Origin of the sequence: Agreia sp. Leaf210, assembly GCF_001421485.1 — a bacterium.
Taxonomy (GTDB): domain Bacteria; phylum Actinomycetota; class Actinomycetes; order Actinomycetales; family Microbacteriaceae; genus Agreia.
In genome coordinates, this window is sequence record NZ_LMKK01000003.1 from 771,569 (window position 1) to 789,281 (window position 17,713).

Below are 17,713 nucleotides of genomic sequence, written 5' to 3' on the forward strand. Positions count from 1 at the left end.
GCGAATCCGGCCATCACGGGCCGGCCGCGTCAACGGACGACGTTCGTCCGCTTCTCCTTTACCGAAGTCGCGTAGACATCTGCGTATTCCTGGCCCGAGAGCCTCTGCAGTTCGTACATGATCTCGTCGGTGACGCTTCGAAGGATGAATCGGTCGGATTCCAACCCCTCGAACCTAGAGAAATCTAGCGGCTCGCCGATGATCACGCCAACTCTCCTGATCTTGGGGACCTTCGTGCCGATGGCCATGACCTTGTGCGTGTCGATCATGGCGACGGGAATGACCGGAACGCCCGCCTCGAGCACCATCCGCGCCACGCCCGTGCGGCCTCGGTACATCTTCGCGTCGGGACTCCGCGTGCCCTCGGGGTAGATGCCAAGGAGGTCGCCTCTGCCCAGCACGCCCAGCCCCGTGTTCAGAGAGGCCTCGGAGGCCTTACCTCCGGAACGGTCGATCGGCAGCTGTCCGGTCGCGAGAAAGAAGCCGCGAACCAGGGCGCCCTTGATTCCCTTGCCCGTGAAGTAGTCGCTCTTGGCGAGGAATGACACGCGCCGGGACAGCACGAGGGGAAGGATCACCGAGTCGATGAACGACAGGTGATTGCTCGCCAGGATCGCTCCGCCCGTGCGGGGCACGTTCTCGAGTCCTCTGATCCAGGGGCGGAACACCGTGAGCACGATCGGCCCGGCGATCAGGTTCTTCATGATCCAGTAGAACATCGTGTGCCTTCGGCTCAGATCTGCGCGGCGTAGAGACGTGCGAGGTCGGCGGCGCCGACGACTCCCGCATCGTTGACGAGTTCGGCGATCCTGAACTCCGGTTCTGGGTGGTACCCACGAGCGGGCAGATTGTCGAAGAACGACTGCCGGATGGGATCGAGCAGCAGATCCCCGGCCTGAGCGACTCCCCCGCCGATCACGAAGAGCTGAGGATCGAGCACCGCGGCGAGGCTGGCACTCGCCTGCCCGATCCAGTGGCCGAGTTCGCGCAAGGCCGCCAGGGCGCCGGGGTCGCCCGCCTGGATGAGCTCGCTCACCTCGTGGCCGGTGAGCACGCCCACGCGACTCCGCGCGGCCGCCAACGCGATGCCGATGCCCCCGGCATCCGCCAAGTCGTTCGAGTAGCGCAGGAGCGCGCGGCCCGAGCCGTACTGCTCGATGCAGCCACGGGCGCCACAGCCGCAGGGCAAGCCGTCGGGAACGACTCTCATGTGCCCGAGCTCGGCGGCGGCGCCGAATCCGCCTCGGAACATGCGGTCGGACGAGACGATGGCTCCTCCCACTCCGGTACCGATGGTGAGCATGCACATGTCGCTCACGAGTCGGCCCGCGCCGTAGCGGAACTCCGCCCAACCGGCGGCATTCGCGTCGTTCTCGATGATGACGCGGTAGGGCACCCGACGCTCGAGCTTCTCGCGGAACGGCTCGTTGCGGTAGCTGATGTTCGGTGCGTAGTACACGGTCGACTGCGCTGCGTCGATGAATCCGGCCGCGGCCACGCCCACGGCTGCCACGTCGTAGCCCTCGGCCAGTTGGGTGATCATCGCGACCACCGAATCCTCGATGTTCTGGATGTCGACGGCCTGGGTGGGGCGACGGTCGAAGCGCACGATCTGTCCGAGGTCGTCGACCAGCGCGCCGGCGATCTTGGTTCCGCCGATGTCGATGCCGATGGCGTGCATTGAATCCGTGCCCTTCCACGTCGCCGGCCGCTCGGCGAAGACGTCGCTTACGATGCGCGTTCCGACAAAGGATCGAATGCGCCAAGTAGAGTGTAGTTATCCGGCGCCGATCAGCACCATTTGGCCGGAGCATCGGCCTCAAGCGCCGACGAGCACATAGACCTGTTGACGAAGGAGTTGACGTGGAAGAATTCTCTGTACCCGCCGTCGTGAAAGCTGACCCTGACGCGAACGCCACCGACCTGCTGCTGGCTCGAGCCGCGGCCACGCCGGATGCCCCTTTGTTCGCCGTTCCCGATGGCGACGACGGATGGAGCGAGATCACCGTCGCCGAGTTCCTGCATCGCGTTCGAGCGACCGCGAAGGGCCTCATCGCCAACGGCATCAAGCCGGGCGACAAGATCGGCTTCATGTGCAAGACGCGCTACGAGTGGACCGTGGTCGACTTCGCGACGTGGTTCGCCGGCGCGATTCTCGTGCCGATCTACGAGACATCGGCTCCCAGCCAGGTGCAGTGGAACCTGAGCGATTCCGGCGCGGTCGCGGTCATCCTCGAGACCGCCGACCACTTCGCGAAGTTCGATGAGGTGCACCCCGACCTGCCCCTGATCAACCAGGTCTGGCAGATCGACCTCGGCGATCTCGACAAGATCGTCGCGTCGGGAGCCGCCGTGAGTGATGAGGCTCTGGAGGCCGCACGATCGAGCGCGTCGGGCAGCGACCTCGCCACACTCATCTACACCTCCGGAACCACGGGCCGACCGAAGGGGTGCATGCTCACGCATTCCAACTTCGTGGAGCTCAGCCGCAACGCCGGGGTCGCGATGAAAGAGATGCTCGAGCCCGGAGCATCCACCCTGCTGTTCATCACGACGGCGCACATCTTTGCGCGGTTCATCTCCGTTCTCTGCGTGCACGCCGGCGTCAAGGTCGGGCACCAACCAGACACGAAGAAGCTGCTGACCTCGCTCGGCAGCTTCCGACCCACGTTCCTGCTCGCTGTGCCCCGTGTCTTCGAGAAGGTCTACAACTCGTCGGAGCAGAAGGCCGAGACGGGCGGCAAGGGCGCGATCTTCCGCAAGGCAGCGGCCACGGCGATCGAGCACTCCGTCGCACTAGATGAGGGAAAGGTCTCTCTGGGCCTTCGTCTGAGATTCGCCCTCTTCGACCGCCTCGTCCTCTCGAAGATCCGACAGGCGATGGGCGGTCGTGTGGAGTACGCCGTGTCGGGCTCGGCCCCGCTCGGACACCGCCTGGGCCACTTCTACCGCAGCCTCGGTATCAAGATCCTCGAAGGGTACGGTCTCACCGAGACGACTGCGCCTGCGACCGTCAACCTCGTATCGAAGTTCAAGATCGGCACCGTCGGCCCCGCGCTCCCGGGGGTCGGTGTCCGCATCGCCGACGACGGCGAGATCCAGGTCACCGGCGTCAACGTGTTCGCCGGATACTGGAACAACGACGAGGCGACTCGCGAGGCCATGGACGGCGCCTGGTTCAAGACCGGCGATATCGGCGCTTTCGACTCCGACGGCTTTCTCACCATCACGGGTCGGAAGAAGGAGATCATCGTGACCGCCGCCGGCAAGAACGTCGCGCCCGCCGTTCTCGAGGATCCGATTCGCGCGAATCCCCTGGTCGGGCAGGTCATCGTCGTCGGAGATCAGAAGCCCTTCATCTCGGCTCTGATCACGCTCGATCCCGAAATGCTGCCCGTCTGGCTCGGCAACAACGGTCAGTCGGCCGGCCTGTCACTCGCCGAGGCGGCCCAGAACCCGGCTGTCCTCGCGGAGATCCAGCGGGCCGTCGACGAGGCGAACAGCGCGGTCTCACGAGCAGAGTCGATTCGCAAGTTCGTCGTACTGAGCGACGACTTGACAGAGGACTCGGGCCATCTGACGCCGAAGCTCACGATCAAGCGGCACGTCATCATGAAAGACTTCGCCGACGACGTCGAGCGCATCTATCAGGCTGCTCCAGCGACCGAGGGTCAGTCGCTCATCCTGTGATCTGCCCGGGCGCGCTCGCGCTACCTCCCGTCTAGCTCCTCGTTCGCTGGCAACTTGCCCCGTTGCACGACGGGTGCGGTGCAGCTCGGGAATCATCTTCATAGACGATCGTCTAGGGAGGTGGGTACAGGTATGGACGAGCTCGAGACCCGAGTCACGCACAACGCGATTTGTCACGTCGCGTACGTCGATCAACCGCTCGTGATGGAGTGCGACTGCTTGATCGGTCACGACCATCTCGGAAGCTACTCACTCAGCGCCGACCTGGCTCACTCCCTGGCGAGCTTCATCCGACGAACCGCAGCGGCACGTCGCCGACGCGGTTGACCCACTCGACCAGGGAGATCACCATGCCACGCACACACTCGACGACACCGTCCTCGGCGCCTCACCGCGCCATCCCCCGCTCGCTCGCCGGGGCGGTCATCATCGGCCTCTCCCTCACAGCGATCGTCGGCTCAGGGCCGGGTGCCATGGCCGCCGACATGTCTTCGCCCGTCGAACAGTCCTCCGCGTCTGCGCAGCACCGGATCGACGACGCCTCCAGGCTCGATCCGATCGGCACCCTCGTGGCCCAGCGGCTCGCGCTCGCGACCCCCGTCGCCCAGTCCAAGTGGTTGAGCGGCAAGCCCATCACCGACCCCGCTCGCGAGCAGGCCGTGGTCGACGAGGCCGTCGCGCTCGCGACGAAGGACGGCGTCGACACAGACCTGGTGGCGAGGGTCGTGCGGGCTCAGATCAGTGCCAGCAAAGTAGTGCAGAACGGCCTGTTCACGGAATGGACGCACAACGCGCAGGAGGCTCCGACCACGGCGCCCGACTTGGCGACGATCCGGTCTCAGCTCGACTCCATCGATACGGCGCTCGTGACGGCCATCGGCGACGCATCCTCCGTCGCGAGTGACGCGCGCTGCTCACACGCCGTCGACTCTGAGCGCGATCGCACCTACCCGGGCATGGATTCCCTCGAACGGAAGGCCGTCAAAGCAGCCTGGGGTTCTTTCTGCGCCCGCTGACCCCTCGGTCCGCGACCATGTCCTCGAGCTGGTAGAGACACTCCATCTTTCGTATAATTGGTCTTTTGCGAAGTGCCACAGCAGCGGCAGAGGAGGGCAATGAACCGGCGAGTACAGGCGATGGAAGCCTCGAAGGCGGCCATTATCGAGGCCGCGGGTCTACAGTTCGGCTCCTACGGCTACGAGGCGACGACCTTCTCTCGTGTAGCCGAGGCCATGGGAAAGCCGAAATCCGCCATCGGCTACCATCTGTTCCCTTCGAAACTCGCCCTCGCCACCGCTGTGATCGAACAGCAGCAGCACCGGTGGAGGAGCCTGTACGAACAGCTGCCTCAGCAGCCGGGTCTCGAGCGACTCACCGCATTCCTCTTGACGACGTCTCTCGACGCTCGCTCATGCCCCATTGCGGGAGGCGCGACCCGGCTGCTGCACGAGCTCCTGGAGGCGGGCATCGAGGTTCCACGAGACTTCGACTGGGCATCGACCGTGCGAGAGCAACTCGAGGTAGCCATTCGCGACTCCGGCGGCAACCCCGATGATCTGCCCGAACGAACGGTCGGTCTTCTGCTCAGTGCGACGTTCGGCCTTCTGGGCGGATCGCTGACCGTGAGCGCCGAGGAGTTCGAGATCCGGCTCAAGACGCTGTGGGCGCCGCTGTTCGAGTCCTGGGGAATCGCCGACGCGGCATTGCGGGTCGAGCGGGTGAGTGCGATCGACACCTCCCTGGTCGGCCACCCCGCGCCCGACACCGAAGAGCTCTAGAACCAGTCGGACTCCCGAACCTGCTTCATGGCCTCTCGCCGCGCCGGCTTGTCCAGCCGATCGAGGTAGAGCAGGCCGTCGAGGTGATCGGTCTCGTGCTGGAGCGCCTGCGCCATGACGCCCGTGCCCGACACCTCGATCTCATTGCCGTCGAGATCGATGCCCGTGGCCCGGGCGAACGGATGCCGGAGCGTGGGAAACCAGAGCCCGGGTACGGAGAGGCACCCTTCGTCGACGAGTTCGGGCTCACCCGACAACTCGACGATCGTCGGGTTGAGAATGTAGCCGATTCGGCCGTCGACGTTGTAGCTGAAGGCGCGCAGGTTGACGCCGATCTGCGATGCGGCGACTCCGGCGCGGCCCGGCAGGCGCACGCTGTCGAGTAGATCCTCGACGAGACCACGGATGCGATCGTCGATCTCGGTCACCGGATCGGACACGGTCTTCAGAACCGGGTCGCCGAACAGGCGGATCTCACGAGCGCTCACGGGGCGACCACCACGACGAGCAGATCGCCCGCTTCGACCTGTTGCGTCACCGGTATGGCGACACGGCTCACGCGCCCGGCAATCGGGGCCGTGATGGCAGCCTCCATCTTCATGGCCTCGATGGTCGCGACCGACTCTCCCGCCGCAACGATCGAGCCCTCGGACACTTTCAGCGTGACGACACCCGAGAACGGAGCAGCGACCTGCCCCGGCTTCGACAGGTCGGCCTTCTCAGCCGATGTGGTGTCGACGGTGATGCTGCGGTCTCGCACGAACACCGGGCGGAGCTGACCGTTGAGGATCGTCATGACGGTGCGCATGCCCTTGTCGTCGGCCGTGCCGATGGCTTCGAGCCCCACATAGAGCTTGACGCCCTTGTCGATCTCGACGACGTTCTCGACGCCCTCGCGCAGGCCGTAGAGATAGTCGACCGTGTCGACGACGGACAGGTCTCCGTACTGCTCGCGCACCTGCTCGAATGTCTTCGTCGGCCCCGCGAACAACAGCCTGTTCAGCGTCGATCTGATTGCCGCACTGTCGTCTCCCGCCAAGGTCGCGGCGTCTGTCTGGTCGATCGGGGTGACCCCGATCTTGACCTCGCGGCCTTCCAAGACCTTGGTGCGGAACGGCTCCGGCCATCCGCCCGGCAGCTCGCCGAGCTCGCCCGCCATGAACCCGATGACCGAGTCGGGGATGTCGTAGTTCTGAGGATTCTCCTCGAAGTCCTTCGGATCGGCTTTGACAGCCGCGAGATGCAGAGCGAGGTCACCGACCACCTTCGACGACGGCGTCACCTTCGGCACCCGGCCGAGGATCTTGTTCGCGGCCGCATACAGGTCTTCGATGCGCTCGAAGTCGTCTGCGAGACCGAGCGCGATGGCCTGCTGGCGCAGATTCGACAGCTGCCCGCCCGGGATCTCATGGCTGTACACCCGGCCGGTGGGCCCGGCGAGGCCCGATTCGAACGGGCGGTACACGGTACGCACTGCCTCCCAGTACGGCTCGAGGTCGAGCACCGAGGGCAGCGAGATACCCGTGTCCCGATCGGTGTGCGCGAGGGCGGCGACAAGACTGGATGCCGACGGCTGGCTCGTCGTGCCAGCCATGGGGGCGCTCGCCACGTCGACGGCATCGGCACCCGCCCGGCTTGCCGCGAGGAGCGTCGCGAGCTGACCACCGGGGGTGTCGTGCGTGTGCACGTGCACGGGCAGATCGAAGTTGGCTCGGAATGCCGTGACCAGCTTCTCGGCCGCGGCCGGACGCAGTAGGCCGGCCATGTCCTTGATCGCGAGCACATGCGCGCCGGCGGCGACGATCTGCTCCGCGAGCCTCAGATAGTAGTCGAGCGTGTAGAGATCTTCGGCCGGGTCGAGCAGGTCTCCGGTGTAGCAGACCGCCACCTCGGCGAGGGAATGACCCGTTTCGAGCACCGAGTCGATGGCGGGACGCATCTGGCCGACATCGTTGAGCGCGTCGAAGATGCGGAAGATGTCGACGCCCGTCTTCGCCGCCTCGCGCACGAACGCATCGGTGACCTCCGTCGGATAGGGGGTGTAGCCGACGGTATTGCGTCCTCTCAGAAGCATCTGCAGGGCGACGTTGGGAACCGCCTCCCTCAGCGAAGCGAGGCGCTCCCAGGGGTCCTCCCCCAGGAATCGGAGCGCGACGTCGTAGGTCGCGCCACCCCAAGCCTCGACGGAGAGCAACTCGGGGGTCATACGAGCCACGTAGGGGGCGACGGCGAGCAGATCACGGGTGCGCACGCGGGTGGCGAGCAGCGACTGATGCGCGTCTCGGAACGTTGTCTCTGTCACGGCGAGGGCGGTCTGGGCGCGAAGGGCGCTCGCAAAACCCTGCGGGCCGAGCTCGAGGAGCCGCTGCCGCGAGCCGCTCGGCGCAGGAGCGTCGAGATCGATCGAGGGAAGCTTGTCGAGAGGGTTCACGCTCGACAGGCGGGGCCCGTTGGGCTGGTTGACCGTCACATCGGCGAGCCAGTTGAGTATCTTCGTTCCGCGGTCTTTCGAGACATGCCCTCGAAGCAGTTCGGGTCGCTCGTCGATAAAGGAGGTGCTCAGGTCACCCGCCTCGAAGCTCGGATCCTCGAGCACGGCCTGCAGAAACGGAATGTTCGTGGCGACGCCTCGGATGCGGAACTCGGCAAGGGCTCGCTTCGAACGCCGCACAGCGGCCGAGAAGTCACGTCCGCGACAGGTGAGCTTCGCCAGCATCGAGTCGAAGTGGGGACTGATCTGTGCGCCCGGGTTGATGGTTCCGCCGTCGAGCCGGATACCGGCGCCACCCGGGGAGCGGTAGGTCGTGATCTTGCCCGTGTCGGGCCGGAACCCGGCAGTCGGGTCTTCTGTCGTGATGCGGCACTGCAGGGCGGCGCCGCGAAGCACGATGCTCTCTTGCGACAGGCCCATCTCGGCAAGGGTCGCCCCGGCAGCGATGAGCATCTGCGACTGCACCAGGTCGACGTCGGTGACCTCTTCGGTCACGGTGTGCTCGACCTGGATGCGCGGATTCATCTCGATGAAGACATGCTCGCCCGCGCGCTCCCCCACGGTGTCGACGAGAAACTCGACCGTTCCGGCGTTCACGTACCCGATCGATCGGGCGAACGCGATCGCGTCGCGGTGCAGCGCTTCGCGCAATTCGTCGCTGATGTTCGGCGCGGGGGCGATCTCGATGACCTTCTGATTGCGCCGTTGAACGGAGCAGTCCCTCTCGAAGAGGTGAAGGGTCTCCCCCGTCGAATCTGCGAGGATCTGCACCTCGATGTGCCGGGGGCGGAGGACGGCCTGCTCGAGGAACATGGTCGAGTCGCCGAACGCGCTGTCGGCCTCTCTCATCGCTGCTTCGAGCGCCTCTCTCAAGTCTCCTCTCGACTCGACCCTGCGCATGCCGCGTCCTCCGCCACCGGCGACCGCCTTGGCGAACAGAGGAAAGCCGATCTCGTCAGCGCCTTCCAGTAACACGTCGAGGTCGCGTGATGCCGGCGTGGATCGGAGTACGGGAACACCGGCTGCGATTGCGTGGTCTTTCGCCGTGACCTTGTTTCCGGCCATCTCGAGCACGTGGGAGCCAGGCCCGATGAACGTGATGCCCGCGGAACGAGCAGCCTCGGCGAGATCCGGGTTCTCCGACAGAAAGCCGTAGCCGGGGTAGATGGCGTCGGCGCCGCTCTCGACGGCGACGCGGATGATCTCGGCCACGTCGAGGTAAGCGCGCACCGGGTGACCGATCTCGCCGATCTGATACGCCTCGTCGGCCTTGAGCCGATGCATACTGTTTCGGTCTTCGTAGGGGAAGACCGCGACGGTCTTAGCACCGAGTTCATACGCGGCGCGGAATGCCCTGATGGCGATCTCTCCACGGTTGGCGACGAGGATCTTGGAGAACATGGGGGCCTTTCACAAATACGCGCGCATACAGCGCACGGTTAGGTTGTCTCAGCCTAGTAAAGGTAACGTGGTGTCCGTGCATGTACTCAGCGTCAGCTCCCTCAAGGGAGGAGTGGGCAAGACCACGGTGACGCTCGGGCTCGCCTCGGCCGCTTTTGCAAAGGGCCTGCGTACCCTCGTCGTCGATCTTGACCCCCAGTCCGATGTCTCGACCGGCATGGACATCCGTGTCGCCGGTCACCTCAATGTGGCCGATGTTCTGGCCAGCCCGAAGGAGAAGGTCGTTCGCGCGGCCATCGCTCCGAGCGGCTGGACCAAGGATCGCGGTGGCAAGATCGATGTGTTGATCGGCAGCCCGTCTGCGCTCAACTTCGACGGGCCCCACCCGAGCATCCGAGACATCTGGAAGCTCGAAGAGGCCCTGGCCACCGTCGAGGCCGACTACGACCTCGTGCTCATCGACTGCGCGCCCTCGCTCAATGCCCTCACGCGAACCGCGTGGGCCGCGAGCGACCGTGTCAGCGTCGTCACCGAGCCCGGCCTCTTCTCCGTCGCCGCGGCAGACCGAGCGCTCCGAGCGATCGAGGAGATTCGTCGCGGCCTCAGTCCGCGCCTGCAGCCCCTCGGCATCATCGTCAACCGCGTGCGTTCGCAGTCACTCGAGCACCAGTTCCGCATCAAGGAGCTGCGCGACATGTTCGGCCCCTTGGTTCTGAGTCCTCAGCTGCCCGAGCGCACGTCGCTCCAGCAGGCGCAGGGAGCCGCTAAGCCTCTGCATGTCTGGCCGGGCGAGGGCGCCCAGGAGATGGCTCGCAACTTCGACCTCCTTCTGGAGCGCGTAATGCGCACAGGTCGACTCGGCGAATACGCCGAGGCCAAGACCTCCCGCGGTTAGAGGACGCTCCACCACAAACAAGCCTCACCGAACACAAGCACCGACACAAACAAGCTCAGAGAACGGGAACCGTTCGCTGAGCTTGTGGTGTTTGTGGGGTCGGATCTAGGAGATCTTGCGGTTCGCTCGGCGAGCGGCGAGTTCATCCATCGGATCCGGAACGGTTGAATCGATCGAGACGAGCGTTGTCTCGACCTCTCGCAGCACCTTGCCGACAGCGATGCCGAAGACGCCCTGGCCGCGACTGACCAGGTCGATGACCTCGTCGTTCGATGTGCAGAGGTAGACGCTTGCTCCGTCGCTCATCAGAGTCGTCTGGGCGAGGTCGTTGATGCCGGCCTCGCGGAGCTGCTCGATCGCCGTTCGGATCTGCTGAAGAGAGATGCCCGTGTCGAGCAGTCGCTTGACCAGCTTGAGTACGAGGATGTCGCGGAATCCGTAGAGACGCTGCGAGCCGGACCCGGCCGCGCCACGCACTGTGGGCTCGACCAGCGCAGTGCGAGCCCAATAGTCCAGCTGGCGGTAGGTGATGCCCGCTGCACGAGCGGCAACTGCCCCACGGTATCCGGAGTCGGCGTCGAGTTCGGCCATACCGTCGGTGAAGAGAAGGCCGTCGAAGCGAGCATCGTCGCTGCGCTTGGTGCCTGGTCCGGCACCGGTCCCGATGTTCTCGCTCAAGAAACGCGCCTCTTCCAGAAAAATTGTCGGCTGGTGAAAACCGTGTGTGTCTACTCAGTCCACGCTATCGAGGGGATCGACCGGCGGCAATGACATCCGCGTTTAAGAGTCGGCGTGTCGTGCAGAGACGAGCTGCAGTCAGTCTACGGCGCGCATCCGTCAGGGAACGAGTCGCCCCAGGGCAGATCTGATCAGACTTCCCCTGACGATTTCGAGCTGGCCGGCAATCTCGACGGCGAGCTCTGCCGCCCGCGCTCGACTCGAGGCATCGTTGCGTCTCGACACCGGCACGAGGGCGCTCTCGATGAGTCCGAGTTCACGCTCGGCGGCGACGCGGAAGCCGCGCAGGTGGCGCGGTTCGATGCCGCAGCGCTGCAGTTCGACGAGAGCTTTCAAGACGGCGAGGGTGTCGTCTCCGAAGGTCTCACCAGGAGTGATGACCGAGGCCGAGACGGCGTCCTGGAGCAGCATCGGGGTTGCTCCGGCATCACGGATCAGTTCGTCGCGACTCAGGCGGCGTCCGCTCGGCAGCATGGATGGGCCGTGTTCGGCCGTCGAACCAGGAAGAACCGGACCTCGACCTGCGTCGACGTCGTCGAGATAGGACTTGATGACGACGAGGGGCAGGTAGCGATCTCTCTGCATCGTGAGGATGAGTCGAAGCCGTTCGAGATCCTGCTGACAGAACTTGCGGTAGCCCGATTCGGTTCGAGCGGGCCGCACCAGACCCCGCTCTTCGAGAAAACGAAGCTTCGAGGGAGTGAGATCAGGAAACTCGGGCGTCAGCCGCGCCAGCACCTGGCCGATGCTGAGAAGCTGAGCCGATGCCGATCCGCGCGCCGATGCGGGTGTGGCCGCCATCTACTCGCCGGGAGCGGTGACGACGTCGAGTCGCGACGGGTAGAACGTGAGGCGGAACTTGCCGACCTGCACCTCGGCTCCGTCGCTGAGGAGCGCCCGGTCGACCCGCACGCCATCGAAATAGGTTCCATTGAGCGAACCCAGGTCGGTCACCTCGAATGCATTCGCGCGGCGGGTGAACGACGCGTGCCGACGCGACACCGTGACGTCATCGAGGAAGATGTCCGCCTCAGGGTGACGCCCGGCGATCGTGCTGTCCGAGTCGAGGAGGAAGCGAGCGCCGTTGTTCGGCCCGCGGCGAACGATCAGCAGCGCTGAACCCGAGGGCAATGCAGCGATCGCCTCGAGTTCTTCTGCCGTGACTCCGCCCTCGAGGGCGGCCAGTTGGGCCGCGAACTCCGCCGTGAAGTGCAGGGTCGTGTCAGTCTCATTGCGTGCGCGGTTCGCGGACTCGTGTGCGTTCGTGTCATCAGCCAAGTTCGTGACCTCCTAGGGTGTCCAGCGTAGCCGATGCGAGTCTGCTCGCGAGCAGGGAATCCGCCGTACGACTGCACGAGTGGGCGCGTCGAACGACTGGATCGCCGGTCACGTGGGCGCGTCCGTCGGTCTCTCGAGAATGTCGGTCAACCATCGCGGGCCTCTCGTCACGCAGCTCGACGATTCAACGCGACGTCGAAGACCCGCGTCGGCCGTCACGACCAGAACGGAATCACCGGAACCCCTGAGCGATGCAGCGACGTCGGCGATCAGATCGTCTCCCTCACCCTCGGCTCGGGCGACGACGAGTTCCGGCGCACGAACGCCGTCGGCGAGAGCGCGCACCGAACTCCGGACGGGCGGACCGTGCGCCTCTCTCGCCCGCCCTTCGAGGACGGCGACGATCGACGGCCAGTACGTGTCGACGTCGAGACCGAGATACTCGCCCGGGATTCCCTTGTCGATCCGAACGGCCAGGGACTCGAGCAGGCTCGTGGCTGCCCCGGCCCGATCCTTCCACCAGCCGTCAGGACGCGAGCCGACCACATTGGCCGCGTCGACGACAACAGTGGTCGATTCCTTTACAAGGCTTTTGAGCACAGGCCAGCGCGCGGCGAAACCGGGGTGCAGGGGCAGCGCGTCGACCTCGTCGATCGGGACCCAGCGAAGCTCGATACTCTCGGCGTCACCGATGACAGCCTCGAACGGGCGAGTGGCTCGAGCGCCGACGGTCGTGTAGTTCCACACCCCGAGATCGAGCACACTCGTGAATTCGAGCACGAGCGCGTCGGCCGGCACCCCGGCCTCCTCGGAGGCCTCCCGGAGGGCACCGCGCACAGCCGACTCGCCCTCGTGGCGCGCTCCCCCGGGCAGGCCCCAGGTTCCACCATGATGACTCCACTCGACTCGGAGTTGCAGGAGAACACCCCGGTCGTCGTGCACGAGAAGACCTGCTGCGCCGAAGGTCCCCCAGAACTTCCGACCATCGGGGGCGGTGACCCACGCGTCTCCGCTCCCGTGGGGCCGACGATCTGCCGCATCGAGCGGGTTCGTCGCCATCACAGCTTGGTGAAGCGCGGCACCGCTACGCCATCGACGATGGCCTCGCCAAGGAACATGTCGAGCGGCCGGACCCAGAGCGAACCGTCCGCCGATCGGTAGACGGCCAGCCTCTCTTCTGTCTCACTGTGCCGCGCATCGCCTACGACGTCGTAGCGGCCGCCCTTGTAGTGGATGTACGCACCGGGCTCGAGGGTATCCATGACCCGATTCTGCCTCATCTCGACGAGAAGCCACCGCCACCACCTGCCGGGAATATTCAGCGCGCCCGTAGGGTTTCGAATCAATGTAGATGCAAACGCATAGAAATGTCGGAGTGGAGATCATCATGAACAAGTCGATCGCAATCATCTCGGCGGGACTCAGCCAGGCCTCGTCGACCCGCCTGCTCGGCGACCGATTGGGCGAGGCGACCGCACGGGCGCTGGCAGACGCCGGCTCGGACGCGAAGGTCACGGCGATCGAACTGCGCGACCTGGCGCACGAGATCACGAACACGATGCTCACCGGCTTCGCCTCGGGTGCGCTCGCCTCCGCCATCGAGACCATCGTCGAGGCCGATGCCGTCATCGCCGTGACTCCGATCTTCTCGTCGTCGTACAGCGGACTCTTCAAGTCGTTCTTCGACATCCTCGAGCCCCGCAGCCTGGCCGGCAAGCCCGTGCTCATCGCGGCGACCGGCGGCACGGCTCGACACTCGCTCGCCCTGGAGTATTCGGTCCGCCCGCTTTTCGCGTACTTGCAGTCCGTCGTCGTGCCCACATCGGTCTTCGCCGCGTCTGAGGATTGGGGAAGCACCGGCGGCACGCACGGGGATCTCGCCGTACGGATCACGAGGGCGGCCGGCGAACTGGCAGAGATCGTCGACGGACGCCCCGCGACGCGCCCCGTCGACGAACCCGTCATCCCGTTCGCGCAGCAGCTAGCGAACCTCGCCGTTTCGGCGTAGCGGTCGCTCAGGCCCGGCGGAACTGCACACTGATGCGAGGACCCACGGCCTTGGCCGACTTGAGAATCGCGTGCTCGTAGGTGCGCTGACAGCTGCCACCCATGACGATGAGATCACCGTGGCCAACCGGGAAGCGGGAGATCTCACCGCCGCCGACCGGACGCACGGACAGCACACGTTCGGCGCCGACAGAGAGTATCGCCACTCGGGTATCGCGCTGCACCGACCTGCCCACTCGATCACCGTGCCAGGCGACGCTGTCGTCGCCGGTTCGATAGAAGCACAGGCCCGCCGTCGCGAATCGCTCGGCATCGAGACGGGAGTAGTGCTCGTTCAGCACACGCATCGATTCGTCGAGCGTCGGGTGCGGCAGTCGATCCCGAGCACCGAACCAGCTCACGAGCCGCGGCACCTCGACGACCCTGTCGTACATCTCGCGGGTGTCGGCTCGCCACTCGACCGCGCTGACGAGATCTTCGAAGAGCGAGTCGGAGTTGGCGACCCACCCCGGCCTCACATCGATCCACGCACCCGATTCGAGCGAGATGCGGCGAACCTCGTCACCCAGCGCACCCACGACAGGCGGGGCGCCCGGATCATCGAACAGTGAGGCCTGGTACGCAAGAGTCATATCTCGAGCATACGGATATTCGAACATATGTTCTAGTCGACCTTCACTGCGGTCCGGGTCTCGTAGAGTCGAGGCATGGAAGCAGGTTCGTCGATCCGCGTGGACAGCTGGATCTGGGCCGTTCGCCTGATCAAGTCACGCTCCCTCGCCACCGCGGCCTGCCGTGCCGGGCACGTGCGAGTGAACGGCGACAAGGTGAAGGCGGCACACGCGGTTCGCGTGGGCGACGAGGTCAGGCTCCGAACGCCCGACGCCGAGCGGATCGTCGTCGTCACGAGGATCCTCGCCAAGCGGGTGAGCGCCACCGTCGCCGCCGAGAGCATGACCGACAACACTCCCCCGCCGCCCGCGCGCGAGGACGTGCCCTTCGTGCCGATCCGCGATCGAGGAGCCGGACGACCGACCAAGCGCGAGCGACGAGACATTGAGAAGCTCCGGGGCCACTGACGCCGTCGAGGAGCTCCTCGGTTGCTGCCGAGCGTCAGACCAGCTGCACACCCTGCTGCAGTCGCGTTCGAACCTCGAAGACGTCACCGCGGCGCGCATCTCCGTTCGACACACCGGAACGCATCACGTCCGACAGCCGCGATCGCTCGATGACGACCGTGCCCGCATTGCGGCCTCGCTCGATCGATTCTGCCGACGCGTCGGTGAGCGCACCGTCGGGAACGACGATCACCTGGCCATCGAATCGCACGCCGAGCGATCTACCGAGTTTGCGCGCCGACCGAACGAGATCACGGACCGGCTGTTCCCCGTCGCCAATCGCGTCGCCCGACAATTCTCCCCGGTGAAGGCGCACGGATTCGCCCCAGTCCTCCGACATCACGGCGAAGAGACCGGCGGGTCCGAGGACGATGTGATCGAGCTTGTTGCCCGTGGGGGTCGCGACGTCGTTCCAGACGGTGAATCCCATTCCGAGGTCGGAGAGGACGCGAGCCGTCTGCTCCTCCGCGAGCGCCTTGCCGAGAAGCCAGCGGATCTCGCGCGGTGCGCTTCGCACGAGAGCTGCGTCATAGGGATCCGCCAGATCCGCTCCACGCCCCGCCCACTCCCTGATGAGAGTGAGGAAACGCTCCCTGGCCTGTCCCCCGGGGTGCCCATACGAGCGCGCCTTCAAACTGGATGCGCTGGACGGTGCCGAGGCTCGGGCGGTCCAGGACGAGCCCGCAGGACGGGCGGAGCCACTACGGGCCGATGTCGCCGACGATCCCCGGTCGTAGGCCGAGCGAGAGGAAGGGTCGCCCAGCACCTCCCAGGCCGCCTGAACCGCGTGGAATCTCGCCGGAGACCCACCCGTATCGGGGTGCGTCTCGCGCAGACGCCGCCGGTAAGCGCGGCGCATCTCGTCGACGCTCGCCGCGGGTGTGATCCCCAGCACCTCGTAAGGAGTGGCCGAGGCCGGACTGTCAGACATGCCGCTCGTGAACCTTCCTGATCAGGGTGTGACTCACACCCCCCCGAGCACGAGAATACCGGCCAATCCTGAGGCCGCGCCCCGTGGCGGCCCGCCCGGTACACGGTCGCTCCACGCCTGTCCACCCGTCGACTCGACCCGGCAGTTTCTGTGCACGATGGATACATGAGAGCACTCACCTGGCAAGGAAAACGAAACGTGCACGTCGAGACGGTCCCCGATCCGAAGATCGTGGACCCGACCGATGCGATCGTCCGCATCACGTCGACAGCGATCTGCGGCTCCGATCTGCACCTCTACGAGTTGTTCGGGCCCTTCCTCGACCGCGGCGACATCCTCGGTCATGAACCCATGGGCATCGTCGAGGAGGTCGGGTCCGACGTGCGGAACATCGCCGTCGGGGATCGCGTCGTCGTGACCTTCAATATCGCCTGCGGCCACTGCTACATGTGTCGACGCGGCCTGCAGTCGCAGTGCGAGACAACTCAGGTCCGAGACCAGGGATCCGGGGCGTCGCTGTTCGGTTACACGAAGTTGTACGGACAGGTACCGGGAGGGCAGGCGGAACTCCTGCGCGTTCCCCTGGCGGACTACAACGCCGTGAAGGTCTCGCCGGAAGGGCCGGACGACCGTTACCTGTTCCTGAGCGACATCCTGCCCACGGCCTGGCAGGGCGTGAAGTACGCGAATGTGCCGGATGGCGGCACCCTGGGTGTGCTCGGGTTGGGGCCGGTCGGCCAGTTCGTCGCGCGCGTCGGCACCCACCTCGGTTATCGAGTGCTCGCCGTCGATCCCGTGCCCGAGCGGCGTGAGCTGGCCGCTCGCTACGGTGCCGAGGTCTGGGATCTCGACGACGACATCGTCGACGTCCTCCGCGATCAGACAGAGGGCCGCGGCCCTGACTCCGTCGTCGATGCCGTCGGCATGGAGGCGCACGGGTCGCCGGGTGCCGGATTCGCCCAGGCCGTGGTGGGCATCCTGCCTGACGCGCTCGCGAGGCCGGCGATGGACAAGGCGGGCATCGACAGGTTGGCCGCACTCCACACGGCACTCGACGTCGTGCGTCGAGGGGGAACGGTGTCGCTCAGTGGCGTCTACGGCGGAGAGGCCGATGTGATGCCGATGAAGTCGATGTTCGACAAGCAGGTCTCGCTGCGTATGGGGCAGTGCAACGTGCGCAGCTGGATCGACGATCTGCTCCCCCTCGTCGAAGACTCTCGGGATCCCCTGGGGGTGCTCGACCTGACCACCCACCGCGTGTCGCTCGAAGAAGCACCGGCGATGTACGACGTGTTCCAGAAGAAGGAAGACGGATGCATCAAGGTGGTCCTCACGCCCTGACGCAGCCCTCTTGAGCAACGGGGACGTGCGGGACTACGTTATGCG

18 protein-coding genes are annotated in these 17,713 nt (G+C 65.6%); 7 read left to right on the plus strand and 11 right to left on the minus strand.

Going from position 1 to position 17,713, the window contains the following annotated elements; translation table 11 throughout:
* Positions 1 to 29: 29 nt before the first annotated feature.
* Positions 30 to 719, minus strand: a complete 690-nt coding sequence (locus tag ASE64_RS14080) for a lysophospholipid acyltransferase family protein (protein WP_055781667.1) — start codon at positions 717 to 719, stop codon at positions 30 to 32.
* A 14-nt stretch (positions 720 to 733) separates the two neighbouring features.
* Positions 734 to 1,681, minus strand: a complete 948-nt coding sequence (locus tag ASE64_RS14085; RefSeq protein WP_055781669.1) for an ROK family glucokinase — start codon at positions 1,679 to 1,681, stop codon at positions 734 to 736.
* Between the two features lie 182 nt (positions 1,682 to 1,863).
* Here ASE64_RS14085 and ASE64_RS14090 point away from each other — a divergent pair, with 182 nt between their 5' ends.
* The 3 genes from ASE64_RS14090 to ASE64_RS14105 all read left to right on the plus strand — a co-directional run bounded on the left by ASE64_RS14090 (position 1,864) and on the right by ASE64_RS14105 (position 5,468).
* Complete coding sequence (locus tag ASE64_RS14090) at positions 1,864 to 3,690, plus strand: AMP-dependent synthetase/ligase (RefSeq protein ID WP_055781672.1); 1,827 nt, start codon at positions 1,864 to 1,866, stop codon at positions 3,688 to 3,690.
* Between the two features lie 350 nt (positions 3,691 to 4,040).
* Complete coding sequence (aroQ, locus tag ASE64_RS14100; RefSeq protein WP_156351897.1) at positions 4,041 to 4,706, plus strand: gamma subclass chorismate mutase AroQ; 666 nt, start codon at positions 4,041 to 4,043, stop codon at positions 4,704 to 4,706.
* A 99-nt stretch (positions 4,707 to 4,805) separates the two neighbouring features.
* A complete protein-coding gene (locus ASE64_RS14105) occupies positions 4,806 to 5,468 on the plus strand; it encodes a TetR family transcriptional regulator (RefSeq protein WP_082466314.1) in 663 nt (220 codons plus the stop codon).
* Here ASE64_RS14105 and def read toward each other — a convergent pair.
* Both def and ASE64_RS14115 read right to left on the minus strand, forming a co-directional pair.
* Positions 5,465 to 5,956, minus strand: coding sequence for a peptide deformylase (gene def, locus ASE64_RS14110; RefSeq protein ID WP_055781683.1), 492 nt, complete (start codon positions 5,954 to 5,956; stop codon positions 5,465 to 5,467). The genes ASE64_RS14105 and def overlap by 4 nt on opposite strands.
* Complete coding sequence (locus ASE64_RS14115) at positions 5,953 to 9,360, minus strand: pyruvate carboxylase (protein ID WP_055781684.1); 3,408 nt, start codon at positions 9,358 to 9,360, stop codon at positions 5,953 to 5,955. Before ASE64_RS14115 ends, def begins: the two co-directional genes overlap by 4 nt.
* Before the next feature lie 76 nt (positions 9,361 to 9,436).
* Here ASE64_RS14115 and ASE64_RS14120 point away from each other — a divergent pair, with 76 nt between their 5' ends.
* Positions 9,437 to 10,255 carry a ParA family protein gene (locus ASE64_RS14120; protein WP_055782104.1) on the plus strand — a complete coding sequence of 273 codons (819 nt, stop codon included), beginning with the start codon at positions 9,437 to 9,439 and terminating at the stop codon, positions 10,253 to 10,255.
* Positions 10,256 to 10,360: 105 nt separating this feature from the next.
* On the opposite strand, the gene ASE64_RS14125 is transcribed toward ASE64_RS14120, so the two are convergent.
* The 5 genes from ASE64_RS14125 to ASE64_RS14145 form a co-directional block, all read right to left on the minus strand.
* The gene (locus tag ASE64_RS14125) at positions 10,361 to 10,846 is read right to left on the minus strand and encodes a MerR family transcriptional regulator (RefSeq protein WP_055782105.1); all 486 of its coding nucleotides are present in this window, start codon (positions 10,844 to 10,846) and stop codon (positions 10,361 to 10,363) included.
* A gap of 246 nt (positions 10,847 to 11,092) precedes the next feature.
* A complete protein-coding gene (gene ftsR, locus ASE64_RS14130; RefSeq protein WP_055781687.1) occupies positions 11,093 to 11,794 on the minus strand; it encodes a transcriptional regulator FtsR in 702 nt (233 codons plus the stop codon).
* Positions 11,795 to 12,271 (minus strand): FHA domain-containing protein, encoded by a 477-nt coding sequence (locus tag ASE64_RS14135; RefSeq protein ID WP_055781690.1) that lies wholly within the window; start codon positions 12,269 to 12,271, stop codon positions 11,795 to 11,797.
* Positions 12,272 to 12,379: 108 nt separating this feature from the next.
* Positions 12,380 to 13,330, minus strand: a complete 951-nt coding sequence (locus ASE64_RS14140) for an NUDIX hydrolase (RefSeq protein WP_055781693.1) — start codon at positions 13,328 to 13,330, stop codon at positions 12,380 to 12,382.
* A complete protein-coding gene (locus ASE64_RS14145; RefSeq protein WP_200920231.1) occupies positions 13,330 to 13,533 on the minus strand; it encodes a DUF1653 domain-containing protein in 204 nt (67 codons plus the stop codon). Before ASE64_RS14145 ends, ASE64_RS14140 begins: the two co-directional genes overlap by 1 nt.
* A 122-nt stretch (positions 13,534 to 13,655) precedes the next feature.
* Between ASE64_RS14145 and ASE64_RS14150 the strand changes: the two genes are divergently transcribed.
* Entirely contained in the window at positions 13,656 to 14,279 is a 624-nt protein-coding gene (locus tag ASE64_RS14150) for an FMN reductase (protein ID WP_442853842.1), read from the plus strand.
* A 7-nt stretch (positions 14,280 to 14,286) separates the two neighbouring features.
* On the opposite strand, the gene ASE64_RS14155 is transcribed toward ASE64_RS14150, so the two are convergent.
* Positions 14,287 to 14,910, minus strand: a complete 624-nt coding sequence (locus ASE64_RS14155) for an alpha-ketoglutarate-dependent dioxygenase AlkB (protein ID WP_055781698.1) — start codon at positions 14,908 to 14,910, stop codon at positions 14,287 to 14,289.
* A gap of 75 nt (positions 14,911 to 14,985) precedes the next feature.
* Between ASE64_RS14155 and ASE64_RS14160 the strand changes: the two genes are divergently transcribed.
* Positions 14,986 to 15,357 (plus strand): RNA-binding S4 domain-containing protein, encoded by a 372-nt coding sequence (locus ASE64_RS14160; RefSeq protein ID WP_055781700.1) that lies wholly within the window; start codon positions 14,986 to 14,988, stop codon positions 15,355 to 15,357.
* 34 nt (positions 15,358 to 15,391) lie between these two features.
* Here the strand turns inward: ASE64_RS14160 and ASE64_RS14165 are convergent, their stop codons facing one another.
* Entirely contained in the window at positions 15,392 to 16,327 is a 936-nt protein-coding gene (locus ASE64_RS14165) for a DnaJ domain-containing protein (RefSeq protein ID WP_055781702.1), read from the minus strand.
* Between the two features lie 165 nt (positions 16,328 to 16,492).
* Here ASE64_RS14165 and ASE64_RS14170 point away from each other — a divergent pair, with 165 nt between their 5' ends.
* The gene (locus ASE64_RS14170) at positions 16,493 to 17,668 is read left to right on the plus strand and encodes an alcohol dehydrogenase catalytic domain-containing protein (RefSeq protein WP_055781704.1); all 1,176 of its coding nucleotides are present in this window, start codon (positions 16,493 to 16,495) and stop codon (positions 17,666 to 17,668) included.
* Positions 17,669 to 17,713 lie beyond the last annotated feature (45 nt).

What these genes read in the sequence shown, in the direction of transcription:
- ASE64_RS14145 (WP_200920231.1), bottom strand. Translation starts at nt 13,533, where the DNA reads ATGGATACCCTCGAGCCCGGTGCGTACATCCACTACAAGGGCGGCCGC.
- ASE64_RS14140 (WP_055781693.1), bottom strand. Translation starts at nt 13,330, where the DNA reads ATGGCGACGAACCCGCTCGATGCGGCAGATCGTCGGCCCCACGGGAGC.
- ASE64_RS14115 (WP_055781684.1), bottom strand. Translation starts at nt 9,360, where the DNA reads ATGTTCTCCAAGATCCTCGTCGCCAACCGTGGAGAGATCGCCATCAGG.
- ASE64_RS14085 (WP_055781669.1), bottom strand. Translation starts at nt 1,681, where the DNA reads ATGCACGCCATCGGCATCGACATCGGCGGAACCAAGATCGCCGGCGCG.
- ASE64_RS14080 (WP_055781667.1), bottom strand. Translation starts at nt 719, where the DNA reads ATGTTCTACTGGATCATGAAGAACCTGATCGCCGGGCCGATCGTGCTC.
- ASE64_RS14125 (WP_055782105.1), bottom strand. Translation starts at nt 10,846, where the DNA reads ATGGCCGAACTCGACGCCGACTCCGGATACCGTGGGGCAGTTGCCGCT.
- ASE64_RS14170 (WP_055781704.1), top strand. Translation starts at nt 16,493, where the DNA reads ATGAGAGCACTCACCTGGCAAGGAAAACGAAACGTGCACGTCGAGACG.
- ASE64_RS14160 (WP_055781700.1), top strand. Translation starts at nt 14,986, where the DNA reads ATGGAAGCAGGTTCGTCGATCCGCGTGGACAGCTGGATCTGGGCCGTT.
- ASE64_RS14155 (WP_055781698.1), bottom strand. Translation starts at nt 14,910, where the DNA reads ATGACTCTTGCGTACCAGGCCTCACTGTTCGATGATCCGGGCGCCCCG.
- aroQ (WP_156351897.1), top strand. Translation starts at nt 4,041, where the DNA reads ATGCCACGCACACACTCGACGACACCGTCCTCGGCGCCTCACCGCGCC.
- ftsR (WP_055781687.1), bottom strand. Translation starts at nt 11,794, where the DNA reads ATGGCGGCCACACCCGCATCGGCGCGCGGATCGGCATCGGCTCAGCTT.
- ASE64_RS14165 (WP_055781702.1), bottom strand. Translation starts at nt 16,327, where the DNA reads ATGTCTGACAGTCCGGCCTCGGCCACTCCTTACGAGGTGCTGGGGATC.
- ASE64_RS14105 (WP_082466314.1), top strand. Translation starts at nt 4,806, where the DNA reads ATGAACCGGCGAGTACAGGCGATGGAAGCCTCGAAGGCGGCCATTATC.